23 protein-coding genes are annotated in these 24,460 nt (G+C 63.3%); 15 read left to right on the top strand and 8 right to left on the bottom strand.

The window, feature by feature from the left end:
• Positions 1-92 precede the first annotated feature (92 nt).
• From AC0L2Z_RS01175 to AC0L2Z_RS01155, 5 genes are all read left to right on the top strand, one after another.
• On the top strand, positions 93-1,103 hold the full coding sequence (locus AC0L2Z_RS01175) for an ABC transporter permease (RefSeq protein WP_236387908.1): 1,011 nt from the start codon (positions 93-95) through the stop codon (positions 1,101-1,103).
• 132 nt (positions 1,104-1,235) lie between these two features.
• On the top strand, positions 1,236-2,174 hold the full coding sequence (locus AC0L2Z_RS01170) for a substrate-binding domain-containing protein (RefSeq protein WP_473626344.1): 939 nt from the start codon (positions 1,236-1,238) through the stop codon (positions 2,172-2,174).
• A gap of 50 nt (positions 2,175-2,224) precedes the next feature.
• The gene (locus tag AC0L2Z_RS01165; RefSeq protein ID WP_473626343.1) at positions 2,225-3,733 is read left to right on the top strand and encodes a sugar ABC transporter ATP-binding protein; all 1,509 of its coding nucleotides are present in this window, start codon (positions 2,225-2,227) and stop codon (positions 3,731-3,733) included.
• A gap of 128 nt (positions 3,734-3,861) precedes the next feature.
• On the top strand, positions 3,862-4,632 hold the full coding sequence (locus tag AC0L2Z_RS01160; RefSeq protein WP_473626612.1) for an SDR family oxidoreductase: 771 nt from the start codon (positions 3,862-3,864) through the stop codon (positions 4,630-4,632).
• 12 nt (positions 4,633-4,644) lie between these two features.
• A complete protein-coding gene (locus AC0L2Z_RS01155; protein ID WP_473626341.1) occupies positions 4,645-5,430 on the top strand; it encodes an SDR family oxidoreductase in 786 nt (261 codons plus the stop codon).
• A gap of 351 nt (positions 5,431-5,781) precedes the next feature.
• Here the strand turns inward: AC0L2Z_RS01155 and AC0L2Z_RS01150 are convergent, their stop codons facing one another.
• Positions 5,782-5,904 carry a hypothetical protein gene (locus AC0L2Z_RS01150; RefSeq protein WP_473626340.1) on the bottom strand — a complete coding sequence of 41 codons (123 nt, stop codon included), beginning with the start codon at positions 5,902-5,904 and terminating at the stop codon, positions 5,782-5,784.
• 83 nt (positions 5,905-5,987) lie between these two features.
• Between AC0L2Z_RS01150 and AC0L2Z_RS01145 the strand changes: the two genes are divergently transcribed.
• From AC0L2Z_RS01145 to AC0L2Z_RS01130, 4 genes are all read left to right on the top strand, one after another.
• Positions 5,988-6,962, top strand: coding sequence for an ABC transporter substrate-binding protein (locus AC0L2Z_RS01145; protein WP_128167754.1), 975 nt, complete (start codon positions 5,988-5,990; stop codon positions 6,960-6,962).
• Between the two features lie 75 nt (positions 6,963-7,037).
• A complete protein-coding gene (locus AC0L2Z_RS01140; protein WP_473626339.1) occupies positions 7,038-8,123 on the top strand; it encodes a quaternary amine ABC transporter ATP-binding protein in 1,086 nt (361 codons plus the stop codon).
• Positions 8,120-10,102, top strand: a complete 1,983-nt coding sequence (locus AC0L2Z_RS01135) for an ABC transporter permease (RefSeq protein ID WP_473626337.1) — start codon at positions 8,120-8,122, stop codon at positions 10,100-10,102. The genes AC0L2Z_RS01140 and AC0L2Z_RS01135 overlap by 4 nt, the downstream gene beginning before the upstream one ends.
• Before the next feature lie 64 nt (positions 10,103-10,166).
• Entirely contained in the window at positions 10,167-11,192 is a 1,026-nt protein-coding gene (locus AC0L2Z_RS01130) for a serine hydrolase domain-containing protein (RefSeq protein WP_473626336.1), read from the top strand.
• A gap of 35 nt (positions 11,193-11,227) precedes the next feature.
• On the opposite strand, the gene AC0L2Z_RS01125 is transcribed toward AC0L2Z_RS01130, so the two are convergent.
• Positions 11,228-12,586 (bottom strand): NAD(P)-binding domain-containing protein, encoded by a 1,359-nt coding sequence (locus AC0L2Z_RS01125; protein WP_473626335.1) that lies wholly within the window; start codon positions 12,584-12,586, stop codon positions 11,228-11,230.
• Between the two features lie 251 nt (positions 12,587-12,837).
• Here AC0L2Z_RS01125 and AC0L2Z_RS01120 point away from each other — a divergent pair, with 251 nt between their 5' ends.
• The gene (locus AC0L2Z_RS01120; protein ID WP_473626334.1) at positions 12,838-13,548 is read left to right on the top strand and encodes a helix-turn-helix domain-containing protein; all 711 of its coding nucleotides are present in this window, start codon (positions 12,838-12,840) and stop codon (positions 13,546-13,548) included.
• A gap of 279 nt (positions 13,549-13,827) precedes the next feature.
• Here AC0L2Z_RS01120 and AC0L2Z_RS01115 read toward each other — a convergent pair whose 3' ends face one another.
• From AC0L2Z_RS01115 to AC0L2Z_RS01090, 6 genes are all read right to left on the bottom strand, one after another.
• Entirely contained in the window at positions 13,828-14,862 is a 1,035-nt protein-coding gene (locus AC0L2Z_RS01115; protein ID WP_473626333.1) for an RNA polymerase subunit sigma-70, read from the bottom strand.
• Between the two features lie 37 nt (positions 14,863-14,899).
• Positions 14,900-15,646, bottom strand: coding sequence for an SDR family NAD(P)-dependent oxidoreductase (locus AC0L2Z_RS01110; RefSeq protein ID WP_473626332.1), 747 nt, complete (start codon positions 15,644-15,646; stop codon positions 14,900-14,902).
• A gap of 132 nt (positions 15,647-15,778) precedes the next feature.
• On the bottom strand, positions 15,779-16,819 hold the full coding sequence (locus tag AC0L2Z_RS01105) for a heme-dependent oxidative N-demethylase family protein (RefSeq protein WP_473626611.1): 1,041 nt from the start codon (positions 16,817-16,819) through the stop codon (positions 15,779-15,781).
• A 9-nt stretch (positions 16,820-16,828) separates the two neighbouring features.
• On the bottom strand, positions 16,829-17,794 hold the full coding sequence (locus tag AC0L2Z_RS01100) for a PDR/VanB family oxidoreductase (protein WP_473626331.1): 966 nt from the start codon (positions 17,792-17,794) through the stop codon (positions 16,829-16,831).
• A complete protein-coding gene (locus tag AC0L2Z_RS01095) occupies positions 17,791-18,387 on the bottom strand; it encodes a dimethylamine monooxygenase subunit DmmA family protein (RefSeq protein WP_473626329.1) in 597 nt (198 codons plus the stop codon). Before AC0L2Z_RS01095 ends, AC0L2Z_RS01100 begins: the two co-directional genes overlap by 4 nt.
• A gap of 14 nt (positions 18,388-18,401) precedes the next feature.
• Positions 18,402-19,535: an aminomethyl transferase family protein gene (locus tag AC0L2Z_RS01090; RefSeq protein ID WP_473626328.1), complete on the bottom strand. Its 1,134-nt coding sequence runs from the start codon at positions 19,533-19,535 to the stop codon at positions 18,402-18,404.
• Between the two features lie 165 nt (positions 19,536-19,700).
• Between AC0L2Z_RS01090 and AC0L2Z_RS01085 the strand changes: the two genes are divergently transcribed.
• From AC0L2Z_RS01085 to AC0L2Z_RS01065, 5 genes are all read left to right on the top strand, one after another.
• The gene (locus AC0L2Z_RS01085; protein WP_473626326.1) at positions 19,701-21,098 is read left to right on the top strand and encodes an ammonium transporter; all 1,398 of its coding nucleotides are present in this window, start codon (positions 19,701-19,703) and stop codon (positions 21,096-21,098) included.
• Between the two features lie 23 nt (positions 21,099-21,121).
• The gene (locus AC0L2Z_RS01080) at positions 21,122-21,340 is read left to right on the top strand and encodes a hypothetical protein (protein ID WP_123146946.1); all 219 of its coding nucleotides are present in this window, start codon (positions 21,122-21,124) and stop codon (positions 21,338-21,340) included.
• Between the two features lie 131 nt (positions 21,341-21,471).
• Positions 21,472-22,368 carry a class II glutamine amidotransferase gene (locus AC0L2Z_RS01075; protein ID WP_473626324.1) on the top strand — a complete coding sequence of 299 codons (897 nt, stop codon included), beginning with the start codon at positions 21,472-21,474 and terminating at the stop codon, positions 22,366-22,368.
• 4 nt (positions 22,369-22,372) lie between these two features.
• Positions 22,373-23,104: a protein GlxC gene (locus AC0L2Z_RS01070; RefSeq protein WP_473626322.1), complete on the top strand. Its 732-nt coding sequence runs from the start codon at positions 22,373-22,375 to the stop codon at positions 23,102-23,104.
• A 6-nt stretch (positions 23,105-23,110) separates the two neighbouring features.
• Positions 23,111-24,439, top strand: a complete 1,329-nt coding sequence (locus AC0L2Z_RS01065) for an FMN-binding glutamate synthase family protein (protein ID WP_027152226.1) — start codon at positions 23,111-23,113, stop codon at positions 24,437-24,439.
• The last annotated feature ends 21 nt before the right edge of the window (positions 24,440-24,460 follow it).

Genomic DNA, 24,460 nt, shown 5'->3' with positions numbered 1-24,460 from the left:
TGCATATCAAAGATAAATTGTTCACAGAGAGGTGCCTAGTGAACAAGAGTGAGCCGACGACGCATCGCCGGAGCGCTGATGGAGGAGAAAAAATGGCTGTGAGCAACGGTGCAAGCGAGTTGAAGGCCGGCCCAAATGCACAGGCCGCGGCGGGCGCGAAGCTTTCGGCCCTGTTCGCCGGAACCATGGGACCGCTAATCGGGCTGGTGCTGCTGTGCCTTGCGCTGTCGCTGACCACCGACACGTTTCTGACTGTCCGCAACATCCTCAACGTGCTCGACCAGGTCACCGTGCTCGGCATCATGGCGATCGGCATGACGCTGGTCATCCTGATCGGTGGCATCGACCTGTCCGTCGGTTCCGTGCTGGCGCTCGCCGCCATGGTGATGGGCTTCGTCGCCCATCCCGACCACCTCAATCTCGGCATGCCTGCCGGCATCGTCACAGCGCTTGTCGTTGCTGGGCTTTGCGGGCTGGTTTCCGGCCTGCTCGTGACCGTCACCAAGCTGCCACCCTTCATCGCCACGCTGGCGATGATGTCGGTGGCGCGCGGTCTTGCCAACATGATCACCGACGGCTCGCAGATCATCGGCTTCCCCGACTGGTTCACCAGCCTGTCGATCATCCGCCATTTCGGCTTCCTGTCGGTCACCGTCGGCTTGATGATCGTTCTGGCCATCATCTTCGCGATCTTCCTGAACTATCGCGCGACCGGCCGCAGCCTCTACGCGATCGGCGGCAGCGCCGAGGTCGCCAGGCTGTCCGGCATACCGGTCAAGTCGCTGACCAACTGGGTCTACGCCGTCTGCGGCGTTCTGGCGGGGCTCGCCGGCATCGTGCTTGCGGCACGGCTTGATTCCGTCCAGCCGAGTTCCGGCTTCGGCTACGAGCTGGACACGATCGCAGCGGTGGTGATCGGCGGCGCCAGCCTGTCGGGCGGCGTCGGCTCGATCGGCGGCACCGCCATCGGCGTGCTCATCATCGGCGTGCTGCGCAACGGGCTGAACCTGCTTGGCGTGTCGCCCTTCATCCAGCAGGTGGTGATCGGCGTGGTGATCGCGCTGGCGGTGGCCACGGATACGTGGCGGCGCAGAGCCCAATGAAGAGTGGGGCGCAATGAGGAATTCGCCCGGATGTCCGGGCGAAAACGGATCGGTGATCCGAACCGGGAGTGTTCGGCCAAGGGCGCGGTGATGCGCCGGCAGAACAGATTTGAACATCAACGGAGGAAACACATGCTGACCAAACGTTCATTGCTGCTAACTGCCGCGGCCGTCATTCCGCTGCTCGGACTGTCCGAGATGGCCTCGGCCAAGGAGGCCAAGAAGCTTGGTCTCGCAGTCGCCAACCTGCAGGCCGATTTCTTCAACCAGATCAAGCAGTCCGTCGAGGCATATGGCAAGGAAAAGGGCATCGAGATCGTCACCGTCGACGCCAAGGGCGATTCGGCGACCCAGGTCAGCCAGGTGCAGGACCTGATCACGCAGAACATCGATGCGCTGATCTACATCCCGGCCGGCGCCACCGCCGCCACCGTGCCGACCAAGACGGCTAAGGCCGCCGGCATCCCGGTCATCAATGTCGACCGCAACGCCGAGGGCGCACCCGGCGACACCTTCATCGCCACCAACAGCGTGGCATCGGCCAAGGCGGTTTGCGACTACATCGCCAAGCAGGCCGGCGGCAAGGGCGAGCTGATCATAATCCATGGCCAGAAAGGCACGACACCCGAGGTCGACCGGTCGAAGGGCTGCGGCGAAGCGCTGAGCGCCTATCCCGACATCAAGGTGGTCGGCGAGCTGTGGAGCGAAGGCTGGCACCAGGACGAGGGCTTCAAGCTGACGCAGGACCTGTTGCAGTCGCATCCCGACGTGTCGATCGTCATCGGCCAGGCCGACGCGCTGGCCCTCGGTGCGGCGCAGGCGGTCAAGGTCGCCAATCCCGGCCACAAGGTCTGGATCGCCGGTTTCGACGGCGACGTGGCAGCGCTCAAGGCACTGAAAGGCGGCGTCTTCGACGTGACTGCGACGCAGCAGACGCAAGGCATGGGTCGGCTTGCCGTCGATGCGGCGATCAAGCTGGTGGCCGGCGAAACCGTTCCCGCAGAACAGCTGCAGGATGCGACGCTGACCACCAAGGACAATGTCGATCAGTTCATCGCCAAACATCCTTAATATCAGGCATCCCTGATCCCAAAAGAGTTCGGCAGTTGATGAGCGGAACGATGTCCCTGGATCCCAGCCATACGCAGACCCCGCATCTGGGGCTCTTCGTCAGCGGCCTCTGCAAGAGCTACGGACCGGTGCAGGTCCTGGCCGATGCGAGCTTCGAGGTGCGGCCGGGAGAGGTCGTGGCGCTGCTTGGAGAAAATGGCGCCGGCAAGTCCACCGTTTCGAACATCATCGCCGGGTCGACCAAACCCGATGCCGGCAGCATCACATGGCGGGGGAAGCCGTATTCCCCCGCCTCTCCCGCCGCGGCCATCGACGCCGGCGTCGGCATGATCCACCAGGAACTGAAGCTGCTGCCGGACCTGTCGGTCGCCGAGAACGTCTATGTCGGACGCCTGCTGATGCGCGGCGGCCGCATCGACCGCGCGGCCATGAATGCGCGGGCATCGGCGCAGTTGAAGCGGCTCGGCCTCGATGTCTCGCCGGAACGCAAGGTGGGCACGCTGCGCATCGCCGCCCAGCAGCAGGTCGAGATCGCCAAGGCGCTGACGCTCAATGCCGAGCTTCTGATCTTCGACGAACCGACAGCGGCACTTGGCAGCGAGGAAACGGAGCTGTTGTTCAAGCAGATCCGCAAGCTCAAGGCGGAAGGCATGTCCTTCATCTATATCAGCCACCGGCTGGACGAGATCGCTGAGATCGCCGACCGCGTCGTGGTGATGCGCGACGGGCGCATTGTCGCCCGCCACGAGCGCGCCGACGTTCCGGTACGCGCGATAGTCGAGCAGATGGTCGGCCGCAGCGTCGAGCGGATGTTCCCGCCGCTGTCGGAGCCGGGCAGCGAGGCATTGCTCGAGGTCGACAACCTGTCCTCGCCGGAACGCAGTTTTCAGAATGTCAGCTTCTCGGTAAAGGCCGGCGAAATCCTTGGCATCGCCGGGCTGATCGGCGCCGGCCGCACCGAACTGGTGCGGGCAATCGCCGGCGCCGATCCGATTTCATCGGGGTCGGTGCGCGTTGCCGGCAAACCGGTGCACCTCACTGGCCCGGCGGCGGCGATCAAGGCCGGCGTCGTGCTGGTGCCGGAAGACCGCAAGGCGCAAGGCGTGGTGCTCGACCAGACCATCGGCGAGAATCTGGCGATCGGCAATTTCGACCATGTCGCGCCGAATGGCTGGGTATTTCCCAAGGCGGTGCAGAAATTCGCCGAGGCCGGCATTGGCCGGCTCGGCGTCAAGGGCCGGCCTAACCAGGCGATCAGCAAGCTTTCCGGCGGCAATCAGCAGAAGGTGATTATCGCCAAATGGATCTCACGGCCGCCCAAGGTGTTCATCCTGGACGAGCCGACACGCGGCATCGACGTCGGCGCGCGCGCCGCGATCTACGATGTCATCGCCGAACTCGCCCGCTCCGGCATGGCGGTGGTGGTGGTGAGCTCCGACCTCGAGGAAGTGCTCGGCCTGTCGCATCGCGTGCTGGTGCTGAGCCGTGGCCGCCAGCGTGGCATTCTAGACCGCAGCGAAGCGAGCAACGTCGCCGTCATGGAGCTCGCCACAAGCTGAGGGCGGCATAAAGGATCGGAATAGAGCGCAGCAGGTGGTATCCTCCCAGGCACCGGACCGCGCGGGGCGCCAGCCAGGACTGGCGCCCCTTCCTTCCCAGGGCAGCACCGGCGGCTCAACAGGAAAACATTTCGATGAAACTATTCGATCTTCATGGCGACGTTGCTCTCGTCACCGGCGCCGGCAGCGGCATCGGGCAAGCAATCGCCATCGGCCTGGCCGAGGCCGGCGCCGATATCGCCTGTTTCGGCCATGCCTCGAAGGGCGGGCTAGACGAGACCGCGCACAGGATCTCGGCGCTCGGCCGCAAGGCACTGGTGCTGACCGGCACGGTGACGTCAGAGGCCGATTTGGCAGCGGCGATCGAACGCACGGAGAAGGAACTCGGCGCGCTGACCATCGCCGTCAACAATGCCGGCGTCGTCGCGGCCGAGCCGGCCGAGACGCTGTCGCTGGAGAAATGGCAGAAGCTCTACGACGTCAATGTCAGCGGCGTGTTCCTGTCCTGCCAGGCCGAAGCGCGCGTAATGCTGACGCGGCGCAGGGGCTCGATCATCAACATCGCCTCGATGTCGGGCTCGATCGTCAACCGCGGCCTGACCCAGGCGCACTATAATTCGTCGAAGGCCGCCGTCATCCACATGTCCAGGAGTCTCGCCATGGAATGGGCTGATCGCGGCCTGCGCGTCAACGTCGTCAGCCCCGGCTACACGCTGACGCCGATGAACAAGCGGCCGGAGGTCGCCGACCAGGTCAGGATCTTCGAGCGCGACACGCCGATGGGGCGGATGGCGGCGCCGGAAGAGATGGTCGGCCCGACCGTGTTCCTGGCCAGCCGCGCCTCGAGTTTCGTCACCGGCATCGACCTGATCGTCGATGGCGGCTTCGTCTGCTGGTAGGAGAACAGGAACGTGCAGAAGCGGTTCGAGGGAAAGACGGCGGTCATCACCGGCGCCAGCGGTGGCATTGGCGCGGCCATAGCCAGGCGCTTCGCGGCTGAGGGTGCTGCGGTCGTCGTCAGCGCCATCGACGCGCGCGTCGACGAGATCGCCGCCGGACTAGAGGCGGAGGGCGCCAAGGTCGCATCGCTGCGTATGGACGTGACCAGGAAGGACGAGGTCGCCGCCCTCTACGATCTGGCCGAACAGCAGTTCGGCCGCGTCGACATCTCCGTGCAGAATGCCGGCGTCATCACCATCGCCAGGATCGAGGCGATGACCGAGGCCGAATGGGACAAGGTGATGGCGGTCAACACCAAGGGCGTGTTCCTGTGCTGCCAGGAGGCGATCGCGCGCATCCGCAAGCATGGCGAAGGCGGCCGGCTGATCAACACCGCATCCGGCCAGGCGCGCCAGGGCTTCATCTACACACCGCACTATGCCGCCTCGAAATTCGGCGTCGTCGGCATCACCCAGAGCCTCGCCAAGGAAGTGGCCAAGGAGAAGATCACCGTCAACGCGATCTGCCCCGGCATCATCGACACCGACATGTGGGCCTACAACGACGCCGCATGGGGCAGACTGATGGGCGACTACAAGCCCGGCGAGTTGATGGCAGAATGGGTGAAGAACATCCCGATGGGCCGCGCCGGCAGCGGCGAGGATGTTTCGGGTCTGGTCAGCTTCCTGGCCAGCAGCGACGCCGCCTACATCACCGGCCAGACGATCAATGTCGATGGCGGCCTGATCATGTCGTGAGGCGCCACCGCTTCTTGCCTTCTCCCTTTGTGGGACAAGGTGGATCGGCGCGCAGCGCCGAGACGGATGAGGGGTGTTGGCCGGAGTGCTGTTAGTGCCAAGCTGGAGAACCCCTCATCCGACCTCGCGGAGACTGTCCTCGGGCTTGCCGGAGGCAAGACCCGTGGGCGAGGCCACCTTCTCCCACAAGGGGAGAAGGAAGAGGCGCATTAGTCGTTGCGCGACATGAATGTTGGTATATATAATTTCATCTCATGAAAATGGCTTCGGCGACTGCCGAGAGCCGACAGCATGGGACCTTGATGGCTCGCAAGCTTGAGGGCGCCGCAAGAGCGGCGATCGATCTGCGGATCACTGCTTCGGCAGCACGGCAGCCATGACGCGGTCGCACGACCTCTTCATCGAATTGGGCATCATTTCCGTCTGCGCCGACTTCAGTGCCGACAGCAATTTGCTGCCAATGGACTTGCGCAACGACCAGCTTTTCCAACACAATCAAAAAGACGCAAGAAGGGAACGAACGATAACTTCCACCAGAGCTTGACAGGAGCACAGGCATGTCACTTCGGAGTTTGATTTCGAGATTATCAATGGGAGCCTTAACACTTGCCGCGGCAAGTGCACTGACGCCTTCGGCCCAAGCGGCGGCGCCAGAATCGAACGACCCTATCAAGATCGCGCTGTTCGACTGGACCAGCGTCAATCTGAACGCAAAGATCCTCGGCGGCATTCTTGAAAAGCTGGGATACACGGTCGAGTACCCGACCGCCGACTATCTCTCCAGCCTGACCACCGGCCTAACCAATGGCGATCTCGCTGTCGCCATGGAATTCTGGGACACGACGGCCGGCGAAGCCATGAAGGCCTCGGATGCGACCGGGCAGACCGAACGCCTCGGCCCGCTCGGGCCCAAGGCCAAGGAAGAATGGTGGTATCCCGAATACATGAAGGAAAAATGCCCGGGCCTGCCGAACTGGGAGGCGCTGAAGGACCCGAAATGCGCCGAAGCCTTCTCGACCGCCGAAACGGCGCCGAACGGCCGCTATCTCGGCGGCCCGGTGACATGGGAAGGTTTTGACGACGAGCGTGCCGCGGCGCTGAAGCTGCCCTTCACCGTCATCCATGCCGGCACCGACGCGGCGATGTTCGCCGAGCTGGATTCGGCCTATCAGCGCAAGGCGCCGATCATGCTGTGGGTCTATTCGCCGCATTGGGCGCCGGCCAAGTACAAGGGCGAATGGGTCGAATTCCCCGACTATACGCCGGAATGCTACACCGATCCGAAATGGGGTGTGAACCCCGAGGCAAAGTATGACTGCGGCAAGCCGCATGGCGAGATCTGGAAATATTCCTGGGCCGGCATGAAGGACAAATGGCCGGTCGCCTACAAGGTCGCGAAGAACTACACGATCGACACCGACGAGCTCAACAAGATGAGCGGCCAGATCGATCTTGAAGGCAAGACGCCGGAAGACGTCGCCGCCGCCTGGATCGCCGCCCACGAAGCCGACTGGAAAGCCTGGGCCGAGTGATCGTTCCAACTGGAAACTGCGAGACCCGGTCATTCATGGCCGGGTCTCTATCCCATATTCCAGAAGGACGACTGCATGGCCGATACGACTGAACAAGTGCCGCAACCGGCAGGCACGCCGAAGGATGCCCGCCCGATAAAACTTGCCTGCCGCAACGTCTGGAAGCTGTTCGGCGCGAACGCGGCCAATTTCATCCGCCAGCGCGACGGCAAGGCCAGCATGGCGGAGGTCGCCGCGGCCGGGCTGGTCGGCGCGGTGCGCGCCGTCGACCTCGAAATCCGCCAGGGCGAGATCTTCATCATCATGGGGCTTTCGGGGTCGGGCAAGTCGACGCTGGTGCGCTGCATGTCGCGGCTGGTCGAGCCGACGCATGGCAAGGTCGAGTTCGAGGGCAAGGATCTCCTCAAAATCTCCGACGCCGCGCTGATCGAGCTGCGGCGCCACCGCATGGGCATGGTGTTCCAGAATTTCGCCCTGCTGCCGCATCTGAATGTGCTGGAGAACATCGCCTTTCCACTCGGCATCCAAGGGCAGGACCGGCCGACGCGCGAGAAGCGCGCGCGCGAAGTGATCGAGCTTGTCGGCCTGCGCGGCCGCGAGCATTTCTATCCGCGTGAGCTTTCCGGCGGCCAGCAGCAGCGTGTCGGCATCGCCCGCAGCCTCGCCACCAAGCCGGAAATCTGGTTTCTCGACGAGCCGTTCTCGGCGCTCGATCCGCTGATCCGCCGCGAGATGCAGGACGAATTGATGCGGCTGCAGACGATGCTGCACAAGACCATCGTCTTCATCACCCATGATTTCGACGAGGCCATCCGGCTGGCCGACCGCATCGCCATCATGAAGGACGGCGAGGTCATCCAGATCGGCACCCCGGAACAGCTGGTGGTCAATCCGGCGACCGACTATGTCGCCGAGTTCACCCGCGACGTCGACCGCGCTAAGGTGATCTCGGCGCGAAGCCTGATGCGCGCCTGCGCCGGCGCAGAGCATGGCGGCGTGGTCGCGCCGGATGCCAAGATATCGAGTTTTTCGGCTGATATCGTTTCGGCCGGCAAGCCGTTCGCCGTCGTCAACGGCACCGGCAAGCCGATCGGCGAAGTCACGCCGCAAGCGGTGATCGATCTTCTGGCCGGCATCGAGCGTTCCGGGGCCAACGCATGACGGTGACGGCAAGCGCCAGCGAGGCGAGATCGCGGCCGGTTCAGCGCTGGCTGGTGGTCTGGGCCGGCGCCCTTGCCGCCGTGCTTGCCGTGTTCCTGCTGCAGGACAGACTGCCCTGGGCGGTCAATTATCCGGCCAGCGCAATCATTCCGGTCGCCGACTGGGTCGGCGCGCTGATGAGCCTGATAAAGTCGAACTTCTCCTGGCTGACGCGCTCGATCACCGCGGCGCTCGGCGTGCCGCTGGATTTTGCGCTCGGTCTGCTCGCCAAGAATTTCAAGATCGGCCATGGTGCCGACATGCTCGTCTTGCCGCGCCTGTCCTGGGTCGGTGTCTGCATCGCCGCATTCCTGGCCGGACGTGCCGCCGGTGGCTGGAAGCTCGGCGCGCTGGTCGGCGGCTGTTTCCTCTACATCGCGCTGTTCGGCCAGTGGACCAGCGCCATGCTGACGCTGGGACTGATCTCCATCGCCGTGCCGTTCTGCATCGTCACCGGATTGTTCGTCGGCATCTGGGCCTGGCGCAAGCCATGGGCGGAGAGGCTGCTGATCTCCCCTGCCCTCGACCTGATGCAGACCATCCCGACCTTCGCCTATCTGATCCCGATGCTTCTTTTGTTCGGCAACAGTCCGGTTTCGGCGATGATCGCGACGGCCATTTTCGCGACGCCGCCGATGGTGCGCGCGACGATGCTGGGGCTGTCGCGGGTGCCGTCCGAGATCGACGATTTCAGCGAGATGGCCGGCTGCACGGCGCGCCAGAAACTGTGGCGCGTGCTGCTGCCTTCGGCGCGTCCGACATTGATGGTCGGTGTCAACCAGGTCATCATGCTGGCGCTCAACATGGTGATCATCGCTTCGATGATCGGCGCCGGCGGCCTCGGCTACGACGTGCTTCTGGCGCTCAGGGCGCTGAAGGTCGGCGAGGCGATGGAAGCCGGCCTTGCCATCGTGGCGCTGGCCATCGCCCTCGACCGGCTGAGCCAGGCGATCGCGCGCAATCATGCGAAGGGCCATGTCTATCAGGTGGTCAGCCCGAGCTTCTGGCGGCGCTACCCCAATCTGACGCTGGCCGTCGCCATCCTTGCCGCCACGACGCTGCTTGGCCTGTTCGTGCCGGCCTTCGCCGCGGTGCCGAAGGCGATCACCTTCACCACTGCACCGCTGTGGAAGACAGCGGTGAGCTGGATCACGATCAACTTCTTCGACACGATCGAAGCGTTCCGCGTGGCGCTGATCCTCAATGTGCTCAACCCGGTGCGCGCCTTCTGCGAGGGTTTTCCGTGGCTCGGCGCGGTGTTCCTGCTCGGCCTTGCCGGCTACCAGCTCGGCGGCCTGCGCCTCGCCGCCCTGGTCGCGGCGCTGACCGTCTTCTGCGCGGTGACCGGCCTCTGGGAAAAGACCATGGCGACGGTCTACCTGTGCGGCATCTCCGCCTTCATCGCCTGCCTGATCGGCATTCCGATCGGACTGATGGCATCGCGCAGCGACCGTGTCGAGAAGATCGTCACCCCGATCATCGACACGCTGCAGGTGCTGCCGTCGTTCTGTTTCATCATCCCGGTGGTGATGCTATTCAGAGTCGGCGACGTGACGGCGATGATCGCGACCGTCGCCTTCGCCGTGGTGCCGGCCATCCGCTACACCAATCACGGCCTTCGGCAGGTGCCTCCGGCGCTGATCGAGGCGGCAAAGGTGTCGGGCTGCACCAAGCGCCAGACGTTCCTGCGCGTGCAGCTGCCGCTGGCGCTCCCCGAGATCATGCTCGGCGTCAACCAGACGATCCTGATGGCGCTGGCGATGATCATCATCTGCGCCATGGTCGGCACCCGCGATCTCGGCCAGGAGGTGTTCATCGCGCTGTCCAAGGCCGATTCCGGCCGCGGCATCGTCGCCGGACTGGCCATCGCCTTCATCGGCATCGTCGCCGACCGGCTGTTCAACGCCTGGACGGCCAAGGCGCGGGCAAGGCTGGGATAGCCGGAAATAGAGGGGCCGCGCGTCCGACCTTCGTCTTGCCCAAAATGCATCCCAAGCTGGCTTCATGCTGAAGCGCCCCACCGTGATTCTCGCCTTTCTGCTCATCCTTTCCGTCGCCGCTCACGCTGCGGATGGCCTGGAGCAGCGGCTTGGAAAGCTCCTCGACGAGGCCGAGCGCCTGACGCCGCTGCGCACGGTTGCCATCGCGCATGAGGGCGCGGTCGTGGCGGAGCGCGGCTATCGCGGCCACTCTCCGGCACGTCCTGCCAACATAAAATCCGCCTCCAAGTCGATCATCTCGGCGCTTGTCGGCATCGCCATCGACAAGCGCGTGCTCAAAGGCACTGACCAGAAGATCGCTCCGCTTCTTCAGGCCGACCTGCCGGCGAACGCCGATCCGCGGCTCCAGCAGGTGACGATCGGTCATCTGCTTTCCATGCAGGCAGGGCTCGGACGGACCTCCGGCCCAAACTACGGGCGCTGGGTGGCAAGCGACAACTGGGTGCGGGCAGCGCTCGCCATGCCCTTCGACGACGATCCGGGCGGCACCATGCTATATTCCACCGGCTCGACCCATCTCCTTTCGGCGATCCTGACGCGGCGGACCGGCCGCTCGACCCTGGAACTGGCGCGCGAATGGCTCGGGCGGCAGCAGGGCTTTTCCATCACCGCCTGGGACCGCGACCCACAGGGCATCTATCTCGGCGGCAACCAGATGGCCATGAGCCCGCGCTCGCTGCTGGCCTTTGGCGAGCTCTACCGCAGCGGCGGGATGAGCCGCGGCGGACGGCAACTCGTGCCGGCCGATTGGATCAAGCTCTCCTGGCAGCCACGCACCGCCTCGCGTTTCACCGGTGACGGTTACGGCTATGGTTGGTTCATCCGCCAGATCGCGGGCGAAGCGGTCTTCTACGGGTGGGGGTATGGCGGGCAGATGGTCTATGTTGTGCCCGGGCGCGCGTTGACCGTGGTCATGACTTCGGACGAAAACGGCCCCGCCGGCCGCAGCGGCCACCGCGACGATCTCCATGCCCTGCTCGGCCGGATCATTGAAGCGACGAAAGAGATGCGCGAGGCGCGCAGCAACTGACGCATGTCGCGCAAAGCTGTGTGGTGAAGAAGCCGCTACTCCGCCGCGACGCCTTTCACCTCGAGATAGGATTCCATTGAATCGTCCATCGCCTGCAGCCAGGGCGTATGGTGCAGCGGCGCCATCGTGCCGGTCATCAGCGAGCGGTAGGCGTGGTCGCGGAAACCCATGATGTCTTGCGCCTTGTGGTGCTCCCATTCCATGAAGGTCTGATTGACGGCCTCGACGTCGAAGCCCGGATAATCGGTCTGCTCCATCAACTCCCTGGTGTAGTCGCCCTGGAACCAGATCATCTGCTCGGCGTCTTCCAGCGTTTCCTCACGCGCCCGCCAGTTCCTGCCGTGTTCGGCCATCGCCTCGGCCGAAGGCAGTTTTATGCGGCCCATGATGACGTCGCGCGCGAACCAGGCCTGCGCGTCGAACATGTTGAACGTGTAGAACTGGTCCTGCATGCCGATATAGAACAGCTGCGGGTTCCTCTCCCAGACGACGCCCTCATAGAGCCCGTCCGGCCACATGCGGTTGGCGGTCTTGAGCTTCAGATCTTCGGTCAGGAATGGGAACGAGTGGAGATAGCCGGTGCACAGGATGATGGCGTCGACATCGCTGGTGCTGCCGTCCTTGAAATGCGCGGTCTTGCCGACGACCTTCTGCAGCAGCGGCACTTCCTTCCAGTTGTCGGGCCATTTGAAGCCCATCGGCTTCGAGCGGTAGCTGGAGGTGATCGATTTGGCGCCGTATTTGTAGCATTGCGAGCCGATGTCCTCGGCCGAATAGGAGCGGCCGATGATCAGGATGTCCTTGTCCTTGAATTCCATGGCGTCGCGGAAATCATGGCTGTGCAGGATGCGGCCGTTGAAGGTCGAAAAACCTTCGAAGTAGGGAACGTTGGGCACGGAGAAGTGCCCCGAGGCGACGACGACGTTGTCGAACTCCTCCGAATAGGTGACGTCCTTGCTGCGGTCATGCGCGGTGACGGTGAACTTTTTCGTCGCGTCGGAGAAGGTCACCATGCGCACCGGACTGTTGAAGCGCACCCATTGGCGCACACCCGATTTTTCGACGCGGCCCTTGATGTAGTCCCACAGCACGGCGCGCGGCGGATAGGAGCCGATCGGCCGTCCGAAATGCTCCTCGAACGTATAGTCGGCGAATTCGAGGCATTCCTTCGGCCCGTTCGACCAGAGATAGCGGTACATCGAGCCATGCACCGGGTCGCCATGCTCGTCGAGGCCGGTGCGCCAGGTGTAATTCCACAGGCCGCCCCAGTCGGACTGCTTTTCGAAGCAGACGATTTCCGGAATGTCCGCACCCTTGTCGGCAGCCGACTTGAAGGCTCGAAGCTGGGCCATGCCGGAGGGTCCGGCTCCAATGACGGCAACACGACTTTTCATTGCGGGCCTCCCGGTCTCATTTCCCTAACGAAACAAATTTCACTGACAGGACAGTAATTGCCCCTTCGATGCTGTCAACAGGCCTTCTGCTGAAACCACGTTCACCAGATCGGGTTCTGGGCAAAACCGCTGACGGCGGAAGAATCGGAGAGCACGCTGTTCGACAAAGTGCCTTCGCAGTTGCGCTCAGGTACCCGCACCGAATATGTTCACCCCGAGTGAAATAAATCCGCAGAACCCGGGGTGGCGACATGGCGAAAAAAGCTTTCAATTCCAGGAATGGGGCAGCCCCTTCCAACGCCAAGCCATCGCCGAAGGGCGTGGCAACGATCCGGACGCCACTAAGCCAGGACCCGCACGCCGTTCGCGACACACGCGAAAAAGTCCTCGAGGTCGCGATCGGTCGCGAGGTGCGGGCGTTTCGCAAAAAACTCGGCATCACCGTCGCCGATCTTGCAGCTGCCACCGATATTTCGCTTGGTATGCTGTCGAAGATCGAAAACGGCATCACCTCGCCGTCGCTGACCACTTTGCAGGCGTTGTCGCGGGCGCTCGGCGTTCCGGTCACCGCTTTCTTCCGCCGTTTCGAGGAAGAACGCAGCGCTGTCTTCGTCAAGGCCGGCCAAGGCCTCGATGTCGAGCGGCGGGGTACGCGCGCCGGCCATCAGTACAACCTGCTCGGGCATATCGGGTCGAACACCAGCGGGGTCGTCGTCGAGCCCTATCTGATCACGCTGACCGAGGATTCCGACGTGTTTCCGACCTTCCAGCACGAGGGCATGGAGTTCCTCTACATGCTCGAAGGCGAGGTGGTTTACCGGCACGGCAGCAATCTCTATCCGATGAAACCCGGCGACAGCCTGTTCTTCGACGCCGACGCGCCGCACGGCCCGGAACAGCTGACGCAACTGCCGATGCGCTATCTCTCGATCATCTGCTATCCGCAGAGTAGCGCGGTTTGAGCGGGTTCGGACGCAAGCGAAGTCCCCTCATTGAGCGCCGTGGCCGCGAAGCGGCCGGATGGAATGTTACAGGTCCAGGCTAGAACCGCTCTATCTCTTTGTTTATGCGCAATTCCCTCGGGAAAGCGCTATGCGCTTTCCCGGGAAAGCCGTTTCACGCTTTTCCTGGAATTGCTCTAATGCATGTCGCGCAAAAGTGTGCAGCGGTTTTGCGATATCGACATGCATGAAACAACAACCTAAAGCGCGTCGCATGGGGCCGGTCAAATGCGACGCGCTTTAGGATGGCGGCAGGCCGAAGGCCGCAAACAAGCTGGGGCCGAGCGGCGGCACATAGATCGTCAGAGCGGCGATACCGCCCTCGGCGGGCTCGATCACGTGCAGCGAATGGGCTCGCCACGCAGGGTCATTCTGGCTGCGGGAATAGACCCCGACTGCCGGCTGGGCATTGGCTCCAGTGGCTACGGTGCGGAAGCTCGAAAAATTGCCCCAGATGGTCTCGAGGAAACTGCGGATCGCCGCGCGTCCACGATACCATTCCTGCCAGGGCGGCATGCGATAGGTGGCGTCCTCCCGCAGGAGTTCGATCAGGCTGTCGAGATTGGCGGCCTCCCAGGCTCGCATGTAACGTTCGAGCAGCAGGCCTTCGTCGGGGTTGGGCTTCGATCGATGGATGGGACGTCCTTGGGGATATCGCGCCGCAAGGGTTATGCGGGCCCGCTGCAATGCGCTGTTGATCGAAACCGTCGACCCGCCCAGCAATCCCGCCGTTTCGACAGCCGACCAGCCCAGCACGTCGGAAAGCAGTAGAGCGGCGCGCTGCCTGGGCGGCAGATCCTGGATCGCGGCGACGAAAGCGAGTTGGACGGCTTCGCGGGTCTCGTAGCGCGCTTCCGGACCCGGCTCACCATCAGCGCGGCCCGGTAGCTCTGCGTCCGGGTAAGGCTCCAACCAGGTGACCTCGGCTGCAGGGCCGCCTGTGGCCATCCCGTGGGAAGCCGGCCGTTCGGGCTGCTGGAGAATGCGATTCGCCCTCGACCTGGCCTTGAGCGCGCTGAGGCAAGAGTTGGTCGCGATCGTGTAGAGCCAACCGCGAACCGAACCCCGCCCATCGAACTCCGATCTTGCGCGCCAGGCGCGCAGAAGCGTGTCCTGGACAAGGTCGTCCGCCTCGTGCAGCGAGCCCATCATGCGATAGCAATGGAGCTTGAGCTCCCGGCGATGGGCAGCCGTGAACTGTTCGAAGGCCAGCCGATCGAGGATCGGCTGGCCCGGCTCACGTACCGGCTTGAGAGGTGCCTGCGAGTCTGTCATGCGGATCCGGCAATTTTGAGTTTGCATTACGCGCGTCTCAGGCGGCCGGCGCAAGTCCGCTCGCGCTCACTGCGAAGGAACATCCTTGCGATTGTTGGGTGGCGAGTGCCACCACCGCCCGTCCGACGTCGGCCGGCGTCTGCATGTCGAAGATGCCCGCGATGAACTCCATGGGCCGGATGCCCCTATAGGCCGAAATGCTCTCGATGCCGGCGTCGCCCACGCCGGTCCCTGGCATGATGCGCATAGGCGCAAGCGCCATGAAGCGCAGGTCGAGGCCGCGCCGATCCGATTCCTTCTGGCTATGACCGGCCAGGAACATCTGCATGCGTTTTGCGCCGGCATAGCCGCCGGAATTCGGTGGCCCCCCGGTCAGAGCCGCGCCGCTGGAGATCAGAACAACCCGGGCGCCCGGTTTGAGCGGACGCCGAAGCGCGGCCTTGCAAAACAGAAACGACGCCTTGACGTCCGTTTCCCAGTTTGCGGAGAACGCCTCCCAGTTCTGTTCATGTAGGGGCGCGGAGGGGGCAAGAGCACCTGCGCATATCACTAGGACGTCCGGTTCCAGCGCGGCGAAGACCTGATCGGGAGCGATGTCCACAGTTGCATCGACCGCGAACGTCTTCACGCCCGAAGTCTCCCGGGCAATTTCCGCCAGGGTCTGTTCGCTGCGGGCGACTGCGAGGACGGTCGCTCCCTCGCTGACAGCGGCTTCTACGATCGAGCGGCCGACACCACGGCTTCCTCCAACGACGACGACATTCTGACCTTGTAACAATCTCATGGACCCACCCTGCTATCCGGGCAGCTGGACCATCCAGGCACGCCCATTGATAAGGACAGCGCAGGCGGTCTGAAATCATCGGTGCGGGTTAAAAATCTTCTCAGGTGATCGGAAGCGCCGGTGCAAGCCTCCTTAATCCGGCCCGAAGCCGGGCGATGTCGGGCTGCCGTCGTCCAGCTTCGACAGCCATTCGACCAGCGTCGCGCGGTAGCGTGTCAGGCCTTTGTAATTGGCGAGCTCTTCGGGAAGGTCGCGGATGACGCGGTGCAGGCGCCGCGCCCATTTCGGCTGGGTCACCAACTCGTCCATTTTGATGAGATAACAGCGGATCGGGAAGACGATGCCGTTCGAGCGCGGCAGCCGCCAGAAGCTCTGCAATTCGACACGCAGATGGACCTTGTCGCCGACGTTTTCGGGCGTCACCGTCGCCCGGTCCGGACCCCATTTGTGGTAATTTTCCGGGCTGGTGTCGAGGCGCGGATTGATCGTCATCGTCCAGTTCAGCCGCCGCGCCGGCTTGCCTTGCTGGATGTTGGTGAGGAATTTCAGCGCCCGGACGAATATGCCCTTCTCATGCGCCAGCGGCACCGGCGCGTGCCACTCGAAGAAGTTCATGCCGATGTCGAAATCGAGCGACCAATCGGCCTGGGTGGTGACCATGCCGGCATCCATCCACAGATTGCCGTCACGCTGGTCGAGGATGCAGAAATCGCCTTGCGATTGCCGCGTGATGTATTCCATCGGCCCATAGGGCAGTGTCGACACGTCGCCGAAGGTGAAGCTGTCGTCGATGCCGAGCGGCCGATTGATCCAGCGCCATCTGTCGCCGTCGCGCGTCAGCGTGAAATGCTCGGGATAGCCCAGCGTCTGCTGTTCCATCAGGAGTTCGAGTACGTCCCAGCCGGCCAGCGTCATATGCGGCAGCGACTGGCAGCGCAGCGGGTCTTCCGCCAACACCAGCGCACGGTCCTGCATCTCGGCGACATAGTGCTCGTCGACGTCGATCAGGTTTTCGAGCACGCTGCCCTTCGGCCCCAGAACATGCGGCTCGATATTGACCGCATACATGTAGCTGTCTTCGTGGAACGGGAACGGAAACCGCCTGATGTGCTCCGGGCTGTTCCTGAAGGTGAAGTCGTTACGGAACGTTTCGTTACGAAAGGTGATGCCCAGGCTCGCCTCCTATCTTTCCAGAACCAGCGATCTGCCGTCGAAGCGCGAGACGCAAGGCATGATCTTCTTGCCGCAACGGTGCTCTTCCTCGCTCAGCCAGTGGTCGTTGTGGATGAAGTTGCCGTCATGCGCGATGACATTGGTTTCGCACTGACCGCAGACGCCGCCGCGGCAGAGATAGGGCGGATCTACGCCGGCCGCCTCGATCGCCTCGAGCAGGCTCTGCTGCTCGCCGACGCGGATGGTCTTGCCACTGACCGCCAGCGTCACCTCGAACGGGGCGCCGGGCTGCGGGGCGGCAAAATGCTCGAAATGCACGGTTTCCGCCGGCCAGCCCAGCGCAGCGGCGCGATCGCGCACCCAGCCGATCATGCCCGACGGGCCGCAGACGTAGAGATGCGTGCCGAGCGGCTGCGACGACAGCAACCGGTCGAGCTCGATGCGCTCCTCGCGATCGTCGTGATAGAGCCTGACCCGGCGGTCGTAGCGCTCCCTGAGCACATCGGCATAGGTGCCGAGCGAGGCGGTGCGGCAGGTGTAATGCAGCTCGAAATTGCCGCCATCCGCCGCCAGCTGCGCGGTCTGCGCCATGAACGGCGTGATGCCGATGCCGCCGGCCAGCATCAGATGCTTCCTGGCGCGCAGGTCGAGCGAGAACAAATTGACCGGGTAGCTGATCACCATCTCCATGCCGGGCCTGACATGCCTGTGCATGAACAGCGAGCCGCCGCGGCCGACATCGTCGCGGCGCACAGAGATCGTGTACTCGCGCGTGTCGAGCGGCGAGCCCATCAGCGAATAGGGGTTGAGCCTGGTCCGCTCGCCGTCGCGCATTTCGACGACGACATGAGCGCCGCCGGAAAATGTCGGCAAAAGCTGCCCGTCGCGCCGGCGGAAATGGAAGCGCGTGACCAATTCGTTGACCGGGACGACATCGCTCACCACGACGTCGAGCTTGGTGGTGCCGGTGCTCATCGAAAGATCTCCTCCGTCGGAGGAATTTCGCTGCGGTCTTCCGCATTGATGCAGACGCCCTGGAACGCCGCGAGGCGCCTGGAATAGTGATCGCGTACCAGGAGAAGCAGGCCGCAATGCGAACAGGTCGCCGGCTGCGTCGTCACGTTCTCGGTGATGCCCTTGCAATGGACGCACTGGATGCGGCGCGCCAGCGAGCCGCGATGCTCGGTCTGGATCGAGGTGTGGTCGATGCCGGCTTCGAGCGCCGCCTGCATGGCCTGGCCGATCAGCCCCTCGGTACCGGCGAGATAGAGGCGCAGGCCCATATGCGCGTTGGCCAAGGTCTGCTTCAGCCGCGGCAAGGCGCTGGCGAAAGAAGGGCCCTGGTAGAGCTGCGCCGGGTTCAGCGCTTCGAGCGCGGCGACATGTCTGCCATCCTGACCGGCGATGAAGATGATGTGGGCATCGGCAAAGAAGCCGGCGGGCGCCTTGGCGGCCAGTTCCGATATCGCCAGCGCACCTTCTGCATCCGCCACGAAAAGATGGTGCTTGCCAGGCTGCGGCGACAGGGTTCCGTAGACCGGCCGGCTGATGATGCTTTTCGCTGCCATCCTCCCAGTATGCCTCAGCCTTTCGCCGTGCGCTTGGTCTTCTTCGGATCATCGAACGGAAGCGGCTCCGCCGTCGCGCTGATGGCGCCGCTCTGGTTGCGGATCTCGAGCCTGGTGTCCTGGATGGCGCAGTCGACATCGAGCCGGGCAATGCCCATCGATTTCTGGACCAGCGGCGAATACATGGCGCAGGTCACCACGCCGACCTTTTTGCCGTCGCGATAGACCGGCGCGCCCTCGTCGGCCGGCTCCTTGCCTTCGAGCAGCACGCCGAAGATCTTGAACCGCTCCTTGCCCTTGAGGCGGTAGTGCTCCTCGGCACCGCGAAAGCCTGTCTTGCCGGGGCTGACGGTGAAGTCGAGGCCGAGTTCCCACAGCGTGTCGCCGGGGCCTTCGTTCTCGAACGGATATTTCTGCGAATTGTCGTAGGGGTAGAACAAGAGGTAGCTCTCGACGCGCAGCATATCGAGCGTGGTGAACCGGCACGGGATGATGCCGGCGCTCTTGCCCTCGTCGAGGATGGTGTCCCAGATCGTGCCAGCATCCTGGCCACGGCAGAAGATCTCGTAGCCGCGTTCGCCGGTGTAGCCGGTGCGCGAGATCATCACCGGAAAACCGAACAGCCGCGTCTGCATGTGATGGAAATAGGCGAGGTCGCGAATGCCGGGCACATGCTTTGCCAGATAGTCGACGGCTATCGGCCCCTGCAGCGAGAGGTCATGCAGATTGTCATCGAAACGCAGCGATACATCGCGGCCCATGGCGGCCCGCTGCAACTCCTCGTGGCCGGTGCCAGAACCGTGCACGACCATCCAGGCATTCGGGCCGGTGCGGTAGAGGATGCAGTCGTCGGTGAACTTCCCGGCCTCGTTGAGCATGCAGGCATAAGCCGACTTGCCGGGATATATTTTCTCGACGTCGCGCGTCGTGGCGAGGTCGATCAGGTGCGAGGCATGCGGCCCGGTGATGTGGACCTTCTTCAGGCCCGACACGTCCATCAGCCCGGCCTTGGTGCGGATGGCGATGTACTCCTCGTCGGCGTCCTTGTCGTAGGTCCAGGCGGTGCCCATCCCGCTCCAGTCTTCGAGCTTCGAACCGAGCGCACGATGGCGATCCGCCAAGTTCGAAAATCTCCAGGATGCGGTCATGGACTTGCTTCTCCTCACAAGATTGCCGGCGTTCGCCGCTCAAGGGCACGGAGGCCATGCGACGGTCCGCGCCATATTGACTCAAAACTCCAAAAGCGCGCAATACTAAGATGCAAAAAGTTTTACTGAGAGGCAAAGAACGCAACTGAACGGAGGGGACATGCGATGGAAGGGAATCTCAACGCTCTAACGACCATTTTCACGGAGTTCTACTACTGGGTGACCATCGTCATGATGTTCCTGATCCATGTCGGGTTCTGCATGTACGAGGTCGGCGTGTCGCGTCGGCGCAATCATCTGAAAACGCTGATGAAGAACGCGATGGCGATTCCGCTCGTCACGATCACCTTCTATTTTTTCGGCTGGTGGATCTATTTCGGCTTCCCCAACGGGCCGGGCATCGCTGGCGGACTTGTCACCGCACCGTTTGCCGAACCATGGAATCCGCTGATGGGCACCCACCTCTCCGGTGTCAATCCGGGCGAGACGGGGGTCACGCCGACCGACGCCGCGCTGTGGCATCGCCTCAACGGCGTGTTCTGGGGCGCCTTTCTGCTGTTTTCCATCACGACGGCGTCGATCATCTCGGGCTCGATCATAGAGCGCGCGCGCTCTGGCGCGTTCTGGATCGTCGCGGTGCTGATCGGCTCGGTCCTGTGGATCCTCGACGCGTCCTGGGGCTGGCATCCGCAAGGCTGGATGGTGAAACTCTGGGGCTATCATGATGCCTATGCGTCGGGCGTGGTGCACGCAATCGCGGGCGGAGCGGCGCTCGCCTTTCTCATCGTGCTTGGTCCGCGCATCGGCAAGTTCAGGCCCGACGGCACGGCGCGCGATATCCCGCCCCACAATGTTTGGCTGGTCACGATCGGCCTGTTCCTGATCTTCACCGGCTTCTGGGGCTTCTATGCCGCGTGCAACATTCCGCTGATCAGCCCGGCCACGATTGCCGGCCAGATCACCGGCGAAACCTGGACGGCGACCAACATCTATCTCGCGCCGACCACGCTTTCGGCGATCACCTTCAACTTCCTGATGTCGCTGTCGGGCGGTATGCTCGCCGGCTACATCGTCTCGAAAGGCGACCCTTTCTGGACGTTCTCGATGGGGCTTTGCGGCATTATCTCGGCCTCGGCCGGCAATGACCTCTATCACCCGATCCAGGCACTGCTGATCGGCGCGATCGTCCCGACCATCTGCTACAAGCTGCACTATTTCGTCGAACGCCGCTTCAAGATCGATGATGCGGTGGGCGCCGTTGCCGTGCACGGTTACGGCGGCTTCCTCGGGGTCGTGGTGGCCGGCTTCATGCTGTGGGGACAGCCGTCCTCGCCCTATGAAGGCTTCGCGCACATCAACCCGCTCGGCAATTTCGCGGGTGCGGTGCTGATGTTCGTGCTCGGTTTCGTCCCCACCTTCGTGGTCTGCACGATCCTCAACAGCATGAACCTCCTGCGCGTACCGGCGAAGGTGGAACTCGAGGGCGTCGATTTTGCCCTCAACCATGCGTTCGACGCGTCTGTCCGCGAAGTGGGAACCGCCGAAAAGGCCATGATCAAATAGTCAACGGGCAAGGAGAAACCGCAATGTCTACCAATGGAATGGAAAGCTGGGCCGTGGACCTCAAGGACATCGGCGCGATCTACCCGTTTCAGGGTTCTGAAGTCGTGATGGTCATCATCGGTCTCGTCTTCTGGATCGGGTGGCACGTCCTCCAGACGCGCCACGAGAACGCTGAAATCGAAGCCGATATGGCTGCGGATCGCACCGGAGAGGAAACCAGAAAGGCGATCGATCGCCATTAAGTCGCCGCCGGTCGCCTGGCGCGTATTTTGCGCCTGGCGACTTGTCCAAGATGAAAAAAACTTTCATACGAGTTGAATTCGCTTGATGAAGCTGGTAGCACCTAAATCATACCTCAGCTCGGGAGCCTGACATGTGCGGAATCGTCGGACTGTTTTTGAAGGACAAGTCGCTCGAGCCCCAGCTTGGCTCGATGCTTTCGGAGATGCTGATCTCGCTCAGCGATCGCGGTCCCGACAGCGCCGGCATCGCCATCTATGGAGCGCCATCCGGCAATGAGGCCAAGATCACCATCCAATCGGCAAAGCCGGAGCACGATTTCCGCAACCTCGACGCCGAACTCGCCAAGGCGATCGGAACGCCGGTGAACATCGCGGTGAAATCGACGCATGCGGTCGTCAGGACGACGTCCGACAAGATCGATGAAGTGCGCGAGGCGATCCAGGCGCTGCGCCCCGACATCCGCATCATGGGCGCCGGCGACGTCGTCGAAATCTACAAGGAGGTCGGCTTGCCCGAAGCGGTCGTCGATCGCTTCGACGTGCGCAGCATGACCGGTACGCACGGCATCGGCCACACGCGCATGGCGACGGAATCGGCGGTGACGACGATGGGCGCGCATCCGTTCTCGACCGGCGCCGACCAGTGTCTGGTGCATAATGGCTCGCTGTCCAATCACAACAATGTCCGCCGCGAGCTGATTCGCGAAGGCATGAAATTCGAGACCGAGAACGACACCGAAGTCGCGGCCGCCTATCTCTCCTCGCAGATGGCGCATGGCAAGAATCTCGGCGAAGCGCTGGAGGGCACACTGAGCGACCTCGACGGCTTCTTCACCTTCGTCGTCGGCACCAAAAACGGCTTCGGCGTGGTGCGCGATCCGATCGCCTGCAAGCCTGCCGTCATGGCCGAGACCGACCAGTATGTCGCCTTCGGCTCGGAATATCGTGCGCTGACCAAACTGCCCGGCATCGACAATGCGAGGGTCTGGGAACCCGAGCCTGCAACCGTCTATTTCTGGGAGCATTGAGCTCATGCCGGCAATCAACGTGTCCAAGTCACTCGACCAGAGCCATGCATCCAGGGTCTTCGACCTGGCCGAGATGCCGCTGCGCGAACTCAACCAGGCGCTTCACGATTTGACTCCCGGTTCGAACCAGACCGCCTGGGAAGTGCTCAATCCGAAAGGCAGCCATTCGGTCGCCGTCGGCGTCGATCAGCCGGTCACCATCGATGTCCGCGGCAGCGTCGGCTACTATTGCGGCGGCATGAACGACGGCAGCGCCATCACAGTGCATGGCTCGGCCGGACCCGGCGTCGGCGAAAACATGATGTCGGGCTCGATAGCGGTCAAAGGCGACGCCAGCCAATATGCCGGCGCCACCGGCCGGGGCGGGCTGCTGGTCATCGAAGGCAATGCGTCGTCGCGCTGCGGCATCTCGATGAAGGGCATCGACATCGTCGTCCACGGCAATATCGGCCATATGTCGGCCTTCATGGCGCAGTCCGGCAATCTGGTGGTGCTGGGCGATGGCGGCGATGCGCTCGGCGATTCCATCTACGAGGCGCGGCTGTTCGTGCGCGGCAAGGTCGGCAGCCTCGGCGCCGACTGCATCGCCAAGGAGATGCGGCCCGAGCATCTGGCATTGCTGCAGGACCTGCTCGACCGCGCCGGGGTGACCGGCGTCAAGGCGGCGGAGTTCACGCGTTACGGCTCGGCGCGCACTCTCTACAATTTCAACATCGACAACGCCGACGCGTATTGAGGCTCAATGACCTATCGCAACCCGCCGACGACGCCGCGCAAATCCGCGACCTTCGACGACTACACGCTTTCCGAGATCCGCCGCGCCGCTGCGACCGGCATCTATGATATCCGCGGCGCCGGCGCCAAGCGCAAGCTGCCGCATTTCGACGACCTGCTTGTCCTCGGCGCCTCGATCTCGCGCTATCCGCTCGAAGGCTATCGCGAGCGCTGCGACACCAGCGTCGTGCTGGGCTCGCGCCATGCGAAAAAGCCGATCGAGCTGAAAATCCCGATCACCATCGCCGGCATGAGTTTTGGCTCGCTGTCCGGCCCGGCGAAGGAAGCGCTCGGCCGCGGCGCGACGCTGTCTGGCACCTCGACGACCACCGGCGACGGCGGCATGACCGAGGAAGAGCGCGGCCATTCCAAGACGCTGGTCTACCAGTACCTGCCGTCGCGCTACGGCATGAACCCGCGCGACTTGCGCCGGGCGGATGCGATCGAGATCGTCGTCGGCCAGGGCGCCAAGCCTGGCGGCGGCGGCATGCTGCTTGGCCAGAAGATCTCCGACCGTGTCGCCGACATGCGCACGCTGCCCAAGGGTATCGACCAGCGCTCAGCCTCGCGCCATCCCGACTGGACCGGGCCTGACGATCTCGAAATCAAGATCCTGGAACTGCGTGAAATCACCGACTGGGAAAAGCCGATCTACGTCAAGGTCGGCGGCGCGCGGCCCTATTACGACACAGCCCTTGCGGTGAAATCAGGCGCCGATGTCGTCGTCATCGACGGCATGCAGGGCGGCACCGCCGCAACCCAGGAAGTGTTCATCGAGAATGTCGGCCAGCCGACGCTTGCCTGCATCCGGCCGGCGGTGCAGGCACTGCAGGATCTCGGCATGCACCGCAAGGTGCAGCTGATCATTTCGGGCGGTATCCGCAACGGCGCCGATGTCGCCAAGGCGCTGGCGCTCGGCGTCGACGCGGTGTCGATCGGCACCGCCGCACTTGTCGCGCTCGGCGACAACGATCCGCGCTGGGAAGCGGATTACAACGAGCTCGGCACCACCGCCGGCGCCTATGACGATTGGCACGAGGGCCGCGATCCGGCCGGCATCACCACGCAGGACCCCGAGCTGATGAAACGGCTCGATCCGATAGCGGCAGGAAGACGGCTGGCGAATTACCTCAAGGTGATGACGCTGGAGGCGCAGACGATCGCCCGCGCCTGCGGCAAGAACAGCCTGCACAATCTCGAGCCCGAGGATCTCGTCGCGCTGACGATCGAAGCCGCCGCCATGGCCGGCGTGCCGCTGGCCGGCACCAACTGGATACCGGGGAAGAACGGCTTCTGATACCAAACTACCAAATACCAA

The sequence above is a fragment of the Mesorhizobium sp. WSM4850 genome, from assembly GCF_055811735.1.
The sequence above is the reverse complement of the archived record's forward strand: the minus strand, read 5'-3'. Positions and strand labels throughout refer to the sequence as shown.

What these genes read in the sequence shown, in the direction of transcription:
- AC0L2Z_RS01145 (WP_128167754.1), top strand. Translation starts at nt 5,988, where the DNA reads ATGTCACTTCGGAGTTTGATTTCGAGATTATCAATGGGAGCCTTAACA.
- AC0L2Z_RS01095 (WP_473626329.1), bottom strand. Translation starts at nt 18,387, where the DNA reads ATGGCAGCGAAAAGCATCATCAGCCGGCCGGTCTACGGAACCCTGTCG.
- AC0L2Z_RS01080 (WP_123146946.1), top strand. Translation starts at nt 21,122, where the DNA reads ATGTCTACCAATGGAATGGAAAGCTGGGCCGTGGACCTCAAGGACATC.
- AC0L2Z_RS01070 (WP_473626322.1), top strand. Translation starts at nt 22,373, where the DNA reads ATGCCGGCAATCAACGTGTCCAAGTCACTCGACCAGAGCCATGCATCC.
- AC0L2Z_RS01120 (WP_473626334.1), top strand. Translation starts at nt 12,838, where the DNA reads ATGGCGAAAAAAGCTTTCAATTCCAGGAATGGGGCAGCCCCTTCCAAC.
- AC0L2Z_RS01125 (WP_473626335.1), bottom strand. Translation starts at nt 12,586, where the DNA reads ATGAAAAGTCGTGTTGCCGTCATTGGAGCCGGACCCTCCGGCATGGCC.
- AC0L2Z_RS01075 (WP_473626324.1), top strand. Translation starts at nt 21,472, where the DNA reads ATGTGCGGAATCGTCGGACTGTTTTTGAAGGACAAGTCGCTCGAGCCC.
- AC0L2Z_RS01100 (WP_473626331.1), bottom strand. Translation starts at nt 17,794, where the DNA reads ATGAGCACCGGCACCACCAAGCTCGACGTCGTGGTGAGCGATGTCGTC.
- AC0L2Z_RS01140 (WP_473626339.1), top strand. Translation starts at nt 7,038, where the DNA reads ATGGCCGATACGACTGAACAAGTGCCGCAACCGGCAGGCACGCCGAAG.
- AC0L2Z_RS01165 (WP_473626343.1), top strand. Translation starts at nt 2,225, where the DNA reads ATGTCCCTGGATCCCAGCCATACGCAGACCCCGCATCTGGGGCTCTTC.
- AC0L2Z_RS01115 (WP_473626333.1), bottom strand. Translation starts at nt 14,862, where the DNA reads ATGACAGACTCGCAGGCACCTCTCAAGCCGGTACGTGAGCCGGGCCAG.
- AC0L2Z_RS01170 (WP_473626344.1), top strand. Translation starts at nt 1,236, where the DNA reads ATGCTGACCAAACGTTCATTGCTGCTAACTGCCGCGGCCGTCATTCCG.
- AC0L2Z_RS01085 (WP_473626326.1), top strand. Translation starts at nt 19,701, where the DNA reads ATGGAAGGGAATCTCAACGCTCTAACGACCATTTTCACGGAGTTCTAC.
- AC0L2Z_RS01130 (WP_473626336.1), top strand. Translation starts at nt 10,167, where the DNA reads ATGCTGAAGCGCCCCACCGTGATTCTCGCCTTTCTGCTCATCCTTTCC.
- AC0L2Z_RS01090 (WP_473626328.1), bottom strand. Translation starts at nt 19,535, where the DNA reads ATGACCGCATCCTGGAGATTTTCGAACTTGGCGGATCGCCATCGTGCG.
- AC0L2Z_RS01065 (WP_027152226.1), top strand. Translation starts at nt 23,111, where the DNA reads ATGACCTATCGCAACCCGCCGACGACGCCGCGCAAATCCGCGACCTTC.
- AC0L2Z_RS01175 (WP_236387908.1), top strand. Translation starts at nt 93, where the DNA reads ATGGCTGTGAGCAACGGTGCAAGCGAGTTGAAGGCCGGCCCAAATGCA.
- AC0L2Z_RS01110 (WP_473626332.1), bottom strand. Translation starts at nt 15,646, where the DNA reads ATGAGATTGTTACAAGGTCAGAATGTCGTCGTCGTTGGAGGAAGCCGT.
- AC0L2Z_RS01135 (WP_473626337.1), top strand. Translation starts at nt 8,120, where the DNA reads ATGACGGTGACGGCAAGCGCCAGCGAGGCGAGATCGCGGCCGGTTCAG.